Here is a 13,423-nt window from a genome sequence, read left to right as displayed (position 1 = left end):
TTTCCACGGCGATTGAAATCGCTGCTACACAAACTTTCGTCCGCCTGCGCGGACTAGGTGATAACGGGGGTAGCTAACCCGGATTTGGTATCAGTAGGGTGGGCAATGCCCACCGACTATTTAGAAAATGCCTGAAACCCAGAGAATTGTGATCAATACCGTCTCCTTAATCGGCTTAAAATAGGGTCAACACACCTACGTTTAGATCATTGCTAAAGGCGTTGATGTCGCTGTAATTATCTCTTAGTAGTTTTTCCATATCGTTGGTGGAACAATTGCCCCGACGAATCCAAATGACTTTAGGCGGAGTTCCCAAGAGAATGCTCAACTCACTAAAGTCGGCATCTTTAGTAACAATCATGAAATTGTTGAGTCTAGCATATTCCCAAACATCTCGGTCTGAAGATGTTCCTATAGCCTAATGTATCGACGTGGGCAGAATTTGGATACAAATCAGTCAGTTTTGTTACCAAACGAGGAGAAAGGTTTTGATCAAACAGGAGAAGTTTCACGGTTGAATGGTAACAGTAAGGCGTTCGCGTTGAGCAGCAAACCAAAGACAAGCAAGGATATCTGTTTTAGTCAGATAGGGAAAGTCTTCTAGAATTTCCTCTTGGCTCATGTCGGAAGCGAGGTATTCCAAAACATCATAGACAGTGATTCGCATTCCTCGAATGCAGGGTTTACCGCCACGTTTCCCCGGTTCTAAGGTGATGATATCTTTGTAATTCATTTTCTGAGTCATCGATAGAACAATCTATGTGCCAAGATACCAGACTGGAGAAAACTGGGGGGAGGCTCCATGGTTTCCATCCCCTTGCGGGGAAGTGTGTTTGTCAAACCCTCCTACTGCTCACAACTAAAAGGGTAGATACTCAACAACATTAAGCCATTCCCCAGAGTCTGACGCCAAAGCAATCAGTTCTAAATCTTTCACAAATTGCCCAATCGTACCTCCTAACTGATGTCCAAATATCAACCCAGCAAAACGTCGTTCTTGACGTTGCCAATCCTCAGCCAATGCTTTAAAGCGAATATCTTGAGTAAACAAAACTCGACCCAGCGAACCAGCACGTTCTAGAAGTGCATCATCAGCTAACTCGGCTGAATTGTCTTCAATTGCGGTAAGAACATCTACACCCCGACGGCGCAATTGATCTGTAATGGCTTGAGGAACATGAACATCCATGTATAGTGCGACACTCACTTACAAAATCCCTCTTGCCTTCATCCGCACAAAGAATGGAGAAGGGGAGGCTTGAGTTTTTGCCTGTTGTGCTTGCTCCCATTCCTGGCGAATCTCACCCTCAATTTCATCTTGGCGATCGAAATAATACACCATTGCTGCATGAGCTTCTGAGCGTTTCAGATAAGGATGTTGACGACACATTTCCTCAACTGACCAACCATAAGCTAGGTAGTCCATGACAATCTGGGCGACGCGCACACGGGGTATCCGTTGCAACCGCGCTGATTCACCCTCTGCTTTCTCGATATGCGGATAAATTATTCCTGATTTCATCGCCTTGTGGTTCACTCAAGATTAAGGGTCAGAATAACTATGATAGACGAACTCGCCCCACCCTTAAAATGCAGGGTTTACCGCCACGTTTCCCCGGTTCTAAGGTGATGATGTCTTTGTAATTCATTTTCTGAGTCATCAATAGAACAATCTATGTGCCAAGATACCAGACTGGAGAAACGCGATCTCGGATCTGGATAATTTCCCTTATCTAATATCCCCAATCAACGCGGACAACGTAAATCCAGAGTTTTGCGATCGCATTCTTATTATCAGGTTGAGTGGATGCTAAAATTTTCCATCCCCTTGCGGGGAAGTGTGTTTGTCAAGAGTTCGCTCAGGACGCCTTACAGGGACTGGGTTTCAGCCGCCAAATCTACACACCTTTTTTTGTTGTCAATTAACCAGCGCTTATTGACAAAAATCTCAGGATTTCATCGCCCATAATCCTTACCTGGACGGCTATCGACACCGGAAAAATGAGGGTTTCAGCCATTGGACGAGGTTTGACACTCTGCGCTCTTGCATAGGCACAGATTCTAGCCTCGATTAAAACTATGGTCTTAATCGATTGGGCGCTGTCAAGACGCCTCTACTCGCTCAAACCTGCTACCTGGCGATACAGGCATTGCGTCTACTTTTGACACTTTTTGCTTTCCGAGTCCATCACAAAGCCAATTTGGTACGCTCCTCATCCTGCCATTACTTGCTCGTCTAGTCGTTTCGCAGCTTGCGTTCGGTTCTTCGTAGCGGGGATTGCTCCGTACTAGAATGATTCGTTGCATAGATGGTGATTCTTACTCACAAATTTATTCTATCAGTTTGACGGCAGCTAAAGCTGCGTTGTCGCTTGGACGCCCCGACTTAAAAGATCGGGGCTACCAAGCTCCGGTTATTTACGTGTAGATTTGGGAATTTACGCGAATGTGCTATGCAGTTGTCGAGGTTCTGCTATTGATAATCATACACAAAACTTGCCCTGAAGCCAAGACTTATCCTCAATCTATAGGTAGGATTTGCTGCACCAACCGGAAACCCAGCTAAATAGGGGTTGCTGAATAAGTCTGGTGGTGGGGGTAGGAATCTGGGTAAGCTGGGGAAGCTGGGGGAGCTGGGGGAGCTGGGGGAGCTGGGAAGCTGGGGGAGCTGGGGGAGCAGGGGAAGCTGGGGAAGCAGGGGGAGCAGGGGAAGCTGGGGTATAAAATTAAACCCTTTTTCCTTGAACAGGAGCAAATATCAATACTACTAAAAGCATTGATAGCTAAGGGTTTGGGAGTTGTGCAGCAAGCCCTCAATAAAGGCTGGTGGGCATTGCCCACCCTACGGTACAGCAGTGCGATCGCGGACAAGGTATCCCCTTAGCGCAGCAATCCCGCATCTTTGAGAGATTCTATCGCGGGGATGAGAATCGCGCTCGTTCGCCAGGAGGGACAGGTTTAGGCTTATCGATAGTGAAAACCCTGGTAGAAGGAATGGGGGGTCAAGTTACTGTGCGATCGCAACTTAATCAAGGGAGTGTGTTTACTGTACTATTACCTGCACCAGATTAGGGATTGGACATTGCTCAAATCATAATACACTTGCAGCTTTAATTCAACTGAGTTGATGGCGAAATTGGTTAATGCTGACTGATAATAACACCGTCGCAAATACTAGCAGTGCGATCGCTTGGGGAAATAGCACCTCTATCCCTACGCCTTTGAGTAATATCCCCCGTACAATCGCGACATAGTGACGCAGAGGGTTCAACAGAGACAGGTATTGGGATACAGTAGGCATACTCTCAATCGGTGCGATCGCGCTGAAGTTGGGCGAGTTCTTTGATACATTGAGATAAGATGCGTTTCATGTTATTGATTGAACGTTCCGGAACTTATCTTATCCATAGGTAAGCTGTTATACTCTACACCCCACAATCTACACCTTGGGTGGATAGGTAACAAATATAGCTTGACCTATCCAATAGCCTTTCATCTGCTCAAAGGTCAGGATTTGACGCCCATAAAGTGGGTTGCCAATGGTTACAGTTCGCGCTTTGCCATCAATTGATAATAGGGCGACAGCATGGTTAAATATCACTCCATCGACAGGTTCTTTGACAGTTAGTACCGCTGGTTTACCCGTGGCAATTAAATCATCAAGAGTGAGACCCCATTGATAGCTTGGCGCTAAACCGAGCTGCTCCATTGCCTGAATTGTACCTAATGAGTGAGTCCCTTTTTGCGTTGTATGGGTGAGTTTAACTACATCCCGTTCCGATAAATTGGGGTCTAATCCTACAAATCGGGCTAGTGTGGCGATACTGGCTGGAACGCAGGTATGAGATGTTGTTTGCAGAACTACTCCTTCAAGAACTAAGGGTTCACTGGCGATCCCGGTCATGGGGAAGGTGTAATATAGAATTATCCCCAACGGGAGCATCATTCCCAGGACTATTCCTACTAACAGATGTAACTGTTGGCGAGAACGTTTTCCTGACAATTCAATTGATATGACTAACCCCAGAGTTAAGCAACCCAACGCCAAGATAATGGGCTGATGATAAGCACCTAGATATAAGCGAACAATTAAGGGGAAAAGGCGATAAATATTAAATTGTCCGCACAGAAGAATGAACGCCGCCATTGTCGCGATCGCGAGAAACATCCGATTAATCTGGCGGCGGTAATTTTTAGGGTTATGGGATGCGGCTAACCGATTTCCCACAATCGCACCACTACTTAGAGGAATCAGGCAAAACAGAGTAAGAAATAAAATAGGATAGTGCGATCGCATTGCCCAAAGGGTTAGGCACATTCCTACCCCATAAGCAGCGAGGAGGAGTTGAGATAAGGTGATACGCGGTTTAAGTTGAAGTTTAAGTAGACTGTTCATTGTTGTTTCGACAACAGCAGCTTGGATGAATTTGCTCTGATAACTTGTAAGCCTTTTAACTCAACTAGGATGGCTATAGTGAGCGGGAGCACTCACCACAGAAAGCTGCTGTATGGGTAGTAAATCTGTGGCGAGTGGAGTCTACTGCGGTATATCTCCTACTGAGTCGGGGTTATGCAATAGTTGGGCTTTGGGATGGGTGACAAACACAGCATCACCTGTCCAATAGCCGTTAATATGGTCAAAGGTTTTTACCTGACGTCCATACAGAGGGTTGCCAAGTGTTATCGTTTGTGCGTCGGGATTAATCGATAATAAGGCAACAGCATGTAAAAAGATGACGCCATCCACATCTTCATTAACACTGAGAACAGCAGGTTGATTGATGGTTATCAGATCCGCTATAGTTAGCTGACGCCGATATTTTGGCGCGAATCCTAGCTGGCGCATTGCCCGAATTTCTGCTAAAACAGTCGTTCCCAATCGATTGGTATGCGTCAGTTGAACCACATCCCGCTCTGATAAACTGGGATATAAGCCTACCCAACGAGCCAGAGTCGCAATGCTAGCAGGGGCGCAGGTGTGAGAGGTGGTTTGTCGCACCACGCCATCAACCACAAAGGGCTCGCCTAGCATCCCTGTGACGGGGAGTAAGTAATGGCTAAATATGGCTAATGGCAGTATCATGCCAATAACGGTAGCTATTAATAGAGGTAAAGGTTGAGACGTTCCTCGACCAAACCCCACGAAAAACACAACCAATCCTAGAGCCAAACATCCTAATCCGAGGATGAAAAGGTGCAGGTATTCTGCGATATAAAGTAAAATAATTGTCGGAATCCAGTGGGGTAATAGTAAATTCGTGGCAAAAATGGCTAAATCTGTAACCTTGACACCTTGTAGCAGAATCAGTGAAGCCAAACTTGTCGCGATCGCAGCCATCCCAAATAGACTGATATGAACCAGTCGCTGATGATGTTTCAGCGCGTTGTCGATGGTATCTAAGGTAACGCCCCCCATTACCAAACGATAGGCTAAATTGGCACCAATAATGGAGGAGATGACGCAAATCAAGGCGATAAAAGCCCTGTAGGAATCTGACTGGATTGCCCAAATCGTGAGAGATATCGCCATCCCATAAGCAGCCAGAAATAGGTGAGGGGGTTTGATCGAAGTGTTCATTATCTTTGAGAGAACAGCAGCTTGTCTTAAGCCCAATTTCACTCACCAAAGAAAGCGGCTGTATGGGTAGTAAATCTGTGGCGAGTGGAGTCTACTACCTTATATTTCTAACTGGGTTAGGCTTATGCAAGGCTGATGACTAGGAAACAGGGAACAGGGAAAAGTGACAAAGGACAAATGATAAATGACTTGTGACCAAACTGCGGTAATCTAGAGTAGGTGACTCTTTATACTTGTTTGACGCGATCGCTCTATGTCCTCCACTGTTACCAGTCCTGCTCGCACGATTCGTATTGGTTCCCGCAAAAGCCAATTGGCTCTGGTGCAAACCTATTGGGTACAGGAACAACTACAAAAACACTACCCCGATCGGCACTTTGAAGTCCAGACCATGAGTACCCATGGGGATAAAATCTTGGATGTGGCACTATCCAAGATTGGCGATAAGGGACTCTTTACCAAAGAATTAGAAGTAGGGATGCTGAATCAGGAGATAGATTTAGCCGTGCATTCCCTCAAGGATTTGCCCACCACGTTACCAGAAGGATTAGTCTTGGGGTGTGTGACACAACGAGAAAACCCAGCCGACGCTTTAGTGGTTCACGCCAAACACCAAGACAAGCAACTGGATACCCTTCCCGAAGGTGCGGTGATTGGCACATCATCCCTGCGGCGTTTGGCACAATTGCGCCACCATTTCCCCCATTTCGCGTTTAAAGATATTCGCGGAAATCTCAACACCCGACTCGCCAAACTCGATGCTGGGGAGTTTGACGCTTTGATTTTAGCCGCCGCCGGGTTAAAACGATTGGATATGAGCGATCGCATCCACCAAGTTATACCCTCCGATATTTCTCTACATGCCGTTGGACAAGGAGCCTTGGGCATAGAATGTCGAGGGGAGGATCAAGAAATCTTGAATTTACTCAAAGTCATTGAACATTCCCCCACCACGCAACGCTGTTATGCAGAACGGGCATTTTTACGGCAACTCGAAGGCGGTTGTCAAGCACCCATTGGCGTAGATACACAGATCACGGGGAATACCCTCATCCTCACAGGTATGGTTGCCAGTTTAGATGGGAAAACCCTGATCAAAGATACCATGACCGGCGATGGGACTCAGGCGGAAGCATTAGGGATTAAACTCGCTCAACATTTACGTCAGCAAGGGGCGCAAGAGATATTAGACGAAATCTTCGCTCAAACGCGGTAGGATAGTACGCCCCTTGCACCCTCCCCCTCGTTCCCAGCAAAGCCTGGGAATGCCCTTTTAGGCTCTGTTCCCCCTCGTTCCCAGCAAAGCCTGGGAATGCCCTTTTAGGCTCTGTTTCCCCTCGTTCCCAGCAAAGCCTGGGAATGCCCTTTTAGGCTCTGTTTCCCCTCGTTCCCAGCAAAGCCTGGGAATGCCCTTTTAGGCTCTGTTCCCCCTCGTTCCCAGCAAAGCCTGGGAATGCCCTTTTAGGCTCTGTTTCCCTTTTAGTTCTCTAAGTAATTAACGGTTCATTAAACTAACAGAATACAATTAAAATCTTGGCAATATGATTAACCAAACCTTGAGATAGATGCCTTTCAAGTTCTCCTTGGCTTATACTAGAGTATTATCCCGACAAAAACCCGGTCAGAGCCATGTTTAAAAAATTTCTAGCCCGAGTAGGAATTGGCGCCGCCACCGTTGATACTCGCCTATCGACAGAATCCTTGGTTCCAGGCGAAATACTCAAGGGAGATGTTCATATTACCGGTGGAGATAGTTCCCAAGACATTGATGATATTTACCTCTACGTCGAGACTGAATACAAACGGGAATATGAAGAGACGACAGCGACAGAAACCTGCGAATTAGTCAAGTATCGCCTGAGTGAACGCTTCAAGTTGCAACCCAAAGAAACCAAAGTTATCCCCTTTTCCTTCCCACTTCCTTATGAAACGCCACTGACGCTGGGACATCAACCCGTTTATGTTCGGACTGGGTTGGATATTTCCCTGGCAATTGATCCGAAAGACACCGATTATATCGAGGTGCGTCCCCATCCCTTAATGGAACTGGTGCTAGAAGCCAGCAAAAATCTGGGGTTTCAACTTCATCAAGTAGATTGTGAATATAATCCTTACTTAGGCGGCAATGTTCCCTTTGTCCAAGAATTTGAATTTCGACCGATTGGTCAGTATCAGGGACATTTAGATGAACTGGAGATCGTGTTTTCCCTGCAATCAGACACCTTATTAAATGTTTTCCTAGAAATCGACAAACGGGCGCGGGGTTTTGGTGGTTTTCTGCAAGAAGCCTTTGATCTGGATGAACGCTATGCCCAGGTTCAGATTTCATCAGATTATCTGACAGGTCCGGTGACGGATGTTGAGGCTATTTTAGAGGGTACGATTCAAAGTTACTTAAGTTAAGTTTGTAGTTTGTAGTACGGGCTTTAGCCCGTTACAAGTCTCGCCGCCACCCCAACCCGTTCTCTAAAATCAATTCCCCCCAAAAACCCTTCCCCCTTCACCAATCCATGTAGAGACGTTGCATGCAACGTCTTATTTTATAGCAACCGCCATAGCTGTTAGGACACATCATTTATGTAGAGACGCGCTTTTGAAGCGTCTCTACAATGGTGACGAAAGTCCTAATCAATGTGTCTACTGCTATAATTAACGGGTTCGACAGGTTGGGAGGAAATCGTAGCAGTCATTACCCGAAATCTGCCAGAGTTAGACGGGCTAACGAAACCGGTTAAAGGATGACCGCGACTGTCAACTGTAGCGGATGGCGTATCAAGTGACGGTGTAATTGAGGTTGGGGTGGTTGAGAAATTGTATCGGTGAGGCTAAAAGACTCATTCACGAGGCTCACAGCGTCGTTCACCTAGGCTAAAAGACTCATTCACGAGGCTCACAGCGTCGTTCACCTAGGCTAAAAGACTCATTCACGAGGCTCACAGCGTCGTTTACCTAGGCTTAGAATGTTGTTCACCCAGGCTTAGAGCGTCGTTTACCCAGACTCAGAGACTCATTCACGAGGCTCACAGCGTCGTTCACCTAGGCTTAGAGCGTCGTTCACCCAGGCTTAGAGCGTCGTTCACCTAGGCTTAGAGTGTTATTCACCCAGGCTTAGAGCGTCGTTCACCCAGACTCAGAGACTCGCTGGTGAGGCTAATGGTGTTGGGCGCACGTCGGTGCGCCCCTACGCGCCAGGATAATTACGCTCCCACAGACGCCCCGGCAATGCCAATCTATTCTAGGAGTATGGGTACGGTAAGATGAAAGACTACCGATCGCACAAAGACCTCTCGATTCATGACCTACTACATCGCGCCCAGCTTCCGGGATAAACTGGCGGTTCACATTACCAAAAACTATCTAGAGTTAGAAGGGGTACGGGTTCCTCTAATTCTAGGCATTCACGGACGTAAGGGAGAAGGTAAATCCTTCCAATGCGAGTTAGTCTTTGAACAAATGGGGATTGGTGTCATCCATATCTCTGGCGGTGAACTGGAAAGTCCGGATGCAGGTGATCCGGCGCGTCTGATTCGCCTGCGTTATCGAGAAGCCGCCGAAATGATCAAGGTACAGGGGAAAATGTGCGCTTTAATGATTAATGACTTGGATGCAGGGGTAGGACGCTTTGACCGCACCACTCAATACACGGTCAATACTCAACTCGTCAGCGCCACATTAATGAATATTGCAGACCATCCCACCGACGTGCAACTCCCTGGGAGTTATGACGCCAATCCCCTGCATCGCGTCCCAATTATCGTAACTGGGAACGACTTCTCCACCCTCTATGCACCTTTAATTCGAGAAGGTCGTATGGAAAAATATTACTGGGAACCGAATCGAGAGGAACGCATTGGCATTATTGGCGGGATTTTTGCCGCAGATGAACTATCCCGACGGGAGATAGAACAACTGGTAGATCATTTCCCCAATCAAGCCATTGACTTTTTTAGCGCCTTGCGATCGCGGATTTATGACCAACAGATTCTCCACTTCATCCATGATGTCGGACTCGATAAAGTTTCCTTTCGCGTAGTTCGCAGTACAGAAGCGCCTCCTGAATTTGAAAAGCCGAATTTTAATATCTCTCACTTAATCGAATTCGGTCAGGTGATGATCGGCGAACAAAAACAAGTCGAGGAGATGGGATTAGTTCGAGAATATAATAAAGCACTGCGCGAAAGCCCTGCCATAGAGACACCTCCAGCACGGCAATTAACAGGTCAAAATAACACCCAAACACACAGACAAGGAAACGGTTTAGCACAAGAACCCCGCACCCTTGAACGTCGGGACAGTTCAAGAGATGAAGTGACTACCGAGACTAGAGTCAACCCCAAGACACCTCAACCCTCAGAACCCACCACACCCTTAGATTTAGGTATCCAGCAGCAGATTCGCGAACTCTTAGCCCAAGGATACCGTCTCAGTTTAGAATATGCCAACGAGCGGCGCTTTCGCACCAATGCCTGGAAAAGTGATGGCACATTCCAAGGAGATGAAGCATCAGAGGTGATCCTGACTTTAGCCGAACGCCTTGCGGAGCATAATAACGAATACGTGCGGTTAATTGGCATTGACCCCAAAGCCAAGCGGCGAATTCTGGAAACGATTATTCAGAAACCAAGTTAGGATGAGGGAACCCTTTACGACCTTTGAGGGCATGATTTGTAGGGGCGGGTTTATGTGCTTTCGTTTCGCTATTGATGATCACCTTACTTCAAACCCGCCCTTTCTAAATGTAGGGGCGGGTTTCACTACTATCGTTTCTTCCCTCACAAGGGATGCGACTCGCGCCCGCCCCTACCTAGGTATAAGGGCGGGTTTTGTTGATCACTTATTGGCGACAAACCCATTGAATGGCTCGCGCCCGCCCCGACAATTGACAAACTCATTGAATGGCTCGCGCCCCCCCCAACCTAGGTATAAGGGCGGGTTTTGTTGATCACTTATTAGCGACAAACCCCTTGAATGGCTCGCGCCCGCCCCTACAATTGATTTAATTCCCCAGCTTCCAGGGCGGGTTTTGTTGATCACTTATTGGTGACAAACCCCTTGAATGGCTCGCGCCCGCCCCTACAATTGACAAACCCATTGAATGGCTCGCGCCCGCCCCGACAATTGACTTAATTCCCCAGCTTCCCTCAAACACGCTAAATTGTAATGTAGAAGTTCTCAGGCAACGTCATTCTCCCGAACAACGCGATGAACGATGAACAATGAACCATGAACGCTAAACCAGGCACAAGACACCCGATTTAATACCATCCACGAGGAAATGAATTCTCCCAAACCTCCCCAACCGCCGAAAACCATTCTAGGTCAGTTGACTCAGGCTGTTCAGACGATTCAAGCCAAAGTTAACTTTGAAGCACTGGCGCTAAAGCCGAATGCCAAAGTTCCAGAACTGTGGGTGCAAGATGCAGGTGCGGATAAGGCGGAAGTATACCCCCTACTCGGCGATCGCTATTTGCTGGGGCGCAGTTCTAAATCCTGCGATATTGTGGTGCGAAACCCAGTGGTGAGTCAGATTCATTTGTCCCTGGAACGCTATGGGCGATCGGGCAGAACGTTTATTCTCAAAGATGAAAATTCTACTAATGGTATTTATCGCGGTAGACGCCGCCTACCGTGCTTAGCCTTGCGCCATGGGGATATTCTCACCATTGGTCCACCGGAATTAGCCGCCTCGGTTAAACTACAATATGTTGATCCGCCGCCTTGGTATATTCTCGGTATTCGTTACAGCCTCTATGGGGTGGGTGGATTAACCGCGTTAATTGCCTTAATTATGGGGATTGAATGGTTAAAAGTCCCGGTGCGCCCCCTACCCAGTGGGGTGCAAGGACCCGTTGTTGTCTATTCTCGTGATCAGGTTCCCTTGCGTCAACCGCGTACTGAGGTTCACCGAGAACTAAAACGGTTATCGGATTTTTCACACTATCTACCAAAAGCTTTAGTGGCTTCGGAAGATAGCCGTTATTATTGGCATTTTGGTGTCGATCCTTATGGAATTTTGCGGGCGTTAGTCCGAAATATTCGCGGGGGTGGAATCAAAGAAGGGGCGAGTACGATTAGTCAACAGGTTGCTCGCAGTTTGTTTACCGAATATGTGGGACGAGATAATAGTGCTGCCCGCAAACTCCGGGAAGCGATTGTGGCACTGAAACTGGAGACATTTTACAGTAAGGATGAGATTTTAAGGACTTATTTAAACCGCATCTATCTAGGGGTAGAAGCTTATGGGTTTGAAGATGCTGCCCAATTTTATTTCGATAAATCGGCAAAAGATGTAACCCTTTCCGAAGCCGCCACTCTGGTGGCGATTTTGCCAGCACCGAATAGTTATAATCCGGTTCAGGATTATGATACGGCGTTGGGGTTGCGAAATCGGGTAATTAGCCGGATGCGGGGAATGGGAATGATTAGTGATGAGGAAGCACAACGGGCAAGGCGATCGCGAATTGAGGTAAGCCCTCAAGCCCGTGAATTCCTCAATAGCACCAAAGCTCCCTATTTCTATAATTATGTGTTTGAGGAACTGCGGGATTTACTGGGTACGGAGTTGGCGCAAGAAGGGAACTTTATTGTGGAAACAACGCTAAACTTGCAGACTCAGGCAAAGGCAGAATCAGCGCTGCGTAGTTTTGTCAGTACCACGGGTTCGCAATTACGCTTTTCTCAAGGGGCGATGGTGACTCTAGATACCACAGATAGCTCGATTCGGGCGATGGTGGGGGGTGTTGATTACCAACAAAGCCAGTTTAATCGGGCAACTCAAGCCCAACGACAACCGGGTTCGACATTTAAACTGTTTGAGTACGCCGCCGCCTTAGCCCAAGGGATTCCACCGGGAAAAACCTACTCCTGCGCCCCAGCCTATGGTTTACGTGGGTGTGAACGTTCCGGGGGTGCGGTAAATATGTACACGGGTTTGGCGCAATCAGAGAATGTGATTGCGGTGCGGGTGGCAATGGATGCTGGATTAGGGAATGTGATCGATACGGCGCGACGATTAGGAATTCGCTCGAAGCTTGAGCCGGTTCCCCGCTTGGCAATTGGACAAAGTGAAGTGAATGTGTTAGAGATAACTGGATCGTATAGCGCGATCGCGAATGATGGGGTGTGGAATCCTCCCCATGGGATTAAACGGATTCTCGATAGTGGGGATTGTGCCGATGAGAATGATCCGAACACCTGTCGGGTGATCTATGAATTTGAGCAAAATGGGGAAGGGGGGGTTAAAGCTGTAGCCCCTGCGGTTGCCCAAACGATGACCACGATGTTGCGGGGGGTCGTGCAAAATGGCACAGGCGGTTCAGCCGCGATCGGTTTAGGAGAAGCGGGGAAAACTGGAACCACTGATCGGTATGTAGATTTATGGTTTATTGGCTTTATACCCAGTCGGGAGTTAGTCACCGGGATTTGGTTAGGCAATGACGATAACTCACCCACGCGAGGAAGTAGCGCCCAAGCCGCACAATTATGGAATCGGTATATGCGGGAAGTGGTGCAGTAATTGTTTGTAGTAGGCACTTTAGTGCCTTAATTGTAGTAGCGTGGCACACCTAAAATGGTGGATTAGTATTGTAGGGGCGCACGGTGTGCGCCCAATTTCACCGTCAAATCTATTCCACAATTTTAGCTGTGTCAGTCCAGTAGGTTCGTAGTAGGGGATGGGAGCCCCTAATCTTATAAGTTTTCTGGGTATAAGGCTAATCCACTAAATTAGGTGTGCCACGCCAGTAATGCGAGCATAGGATTTATTTGCCTGTCTTTCTCTCGCACAAAGGGATCATTAATTTGATAAATGCTTGTGGTTATATCCCTTCGGATAAACGATTATGG

Annotated in this window: 9 protein-coding genes and 3 pseudogenes; 5 read left to right on the top strand and 7 right to left on the bottom strand. The window is 47.4% G+C overall.

What is annotated here, in order from left to right; genetic code table 11:
• Nucleotides 1–175: 175 nt before the first annotated feature.
• From RIM23_RS22150 to RIM23_RS22135, 4 genes and pseudogenes are all read right to left on the bottom strand, one after another.
• Nucleotides 176–512 (bottom strand): annotated as a pseudogene (locus tag RIM23_RS22150) (DUF5615 family PIN-like protein).
• The gene (locus RIM23_RS22145) at nucleotides 509–733 is read right to left on the bottom strand and encodes a DUF433 domain-containing protein (protein WP_446359673.1); all 225 of its coding nucleotides are present in this window, start codon (nucleotides 731–733) and stop codon (nucleotides 509–511) included. Before RIM23_RS22145 ends, RIM23_RS22150 begins: the two are co-directional and overlap by 4 nt.
• Nucleotides 734–859: 126 nt before the next feature.
• Nucleotides 860–1,207, bottom strand: a complete 348-nt coding sequence (locus RIM23_RS22140) for a DUF5615 family PIN-like protein (protein WP_446359674.1) — start codon at nucleotides 1,205–1,207, stop codon at nucleotides 860–862.
• The gene (locus RIM23_RS22135) at nucleotides 1,208–1,522 is read right to left on the bottom strand and encodes a DUF433 domain-containing protein (protein ID WP_446359675.1); all 315 of its coding nucleotides are present in this window, start codon (nucleotides 1,520–1,522) and stop codon (nucleotides 1,208–1,210) included.
• A gap of 1,325 nt (nucleotides 1,523–2,847) precedes the next feature.
• Between RIM23_RS22135 and RIM23_RS22130 the strand changes: the two are divergent.
• A pseudogene (locus RIM23_RS22130) lies at nucleotides 2,848–3,072 on the top strand (sensor histidine kinase); the annotation flags it as partial.
• A 43-nt stretch (nucleotides 3,073–3,115) separates the two neighbouring features.
• On the opposite strand, the pseudogene RIM23_RS22125 reads toward RIM23_RS22130, so the two are convergent.
• The 3 genes and pseudogenes from RIM23_RS22125 to RIM23_RS22115 form a co-directional block, all read right to left on the bottom strand.
• A pseudogene (locus RIM23_RS22125) lies at nucleotides 3,116–3,322 on the bottom strand (ABC transporter permease); the annotation flags it as partial.
• Nucleotides 3,323–3,439: 117 nt separating this feature from the next.
• Nucleotides 3,440–4,396, bottom strand: a complete 957-nt coding sequence (locus tag RIM23_RS22120) for a cysteine peptidase family C39 domain-containing protein (RefSeq protein ID WP_446369369.1) — start codon at nucleotides 4,394–4,396, stop codon at nucleotides 3,440–3,442.
• 141 nt (nucleotides 4,397–4,537) lie between these two features.
• Nucleotides 4,538–5,578 (bottom strand): cysteine peptidase family C39 domain-containing protein, encoded by a 1,041-nt coding sequence (locus tag RIM23_RS22115; RefSeq protein ID WP_446369367.1) that lies wholly within the window; start codon nucleotides 5,576–5,578, stop codon nucleotides 4,538–4,540.
• Nucleotides 5,579–5,831: 253 nt separating this feature from the next.
• On the opposite strand from RIM23_RS22115, the gene hemC reads away from it, so the two are divergent.
• The 4 genes from hemC to RIM23_RS22095 all read left to right on the top strand — a co-directional run bounded on the left by hemC (nucleotide 5,832) and on the right by RIM23_RS22095 (nucleotide 13,094).
• The gene (hemC, locus tag RIM23_RS22110) at nucleotides 5,832–6,794 is read left to right on the top strand and encodes a hydroxymethylbilane synthase (RefSeq protein ID WP_446353182.1); all 963 of its coding nucleotides are present in this window, start codon (nucleotides 5,832–5,834) and stop codon (nucleotides 6,792–6,794) included.
• A 413-nt stretch (nucleotides 6,795–7,207) separates the two neighbouring features.
• Nucleotides 7,208–7,981 carry a sporulation protein gene (locus RIM23_RS22105; protein ID WP_446369365.1) on the top strand — a complete coding sequence of 258 codons (774 nt, stop codon included), beginning with the start codon at nucleotides 7,208–7,210 and terminating at the stop codon, nucleotides 7,979–7,981.
• Nucleotides 7,982–8,872: 891 nt separating this feature from the next.
• Complete coding sequence (locus tag RIM23_RS22100; protein WP_446369363.1) at nucleotides 8,873–10,207, top strand: ribulose bisphosphate carboxylase small subunit; 1,335 nt, start codon at nucleotides 8,873–8,875, stop codon at nucleotides 10,205–10,207.
• Between the two features lie 646 nt (nucleotides 10,208–10,853).
• Nucleotides 10,854–13,094: a transglycosylase domain-containing protein gene (locus RIM23_RS22095; RefSeq protein ID WP_446369361.1), complete on the top strand. Its 2,241-nt coding sequence runs from the start codon at nucleotides 10,854–10,856 to the stop codon at nucleotides 13,092–13,094.
• Nucleotides 13,095–13,423: the final 329 nt, after the last annotated feature.

Origin of the sequence: Coleofasciculus sp. G3-WIS-01, from assembly GCF_040223135.1 — a bacterium.
In the GTDB taxonomy this organism is placed as follows: domain Bacteria; phylum Cyanobacteriota; class Cyanobacteriia; order Cyanobacteriales; family Coleofasciculaceae; genus Coleofasciculus.
Note: the sequence above shows the minus strand (reverse complement) of the source record. Positions and strands in the feature narration are given on the sequence as shown.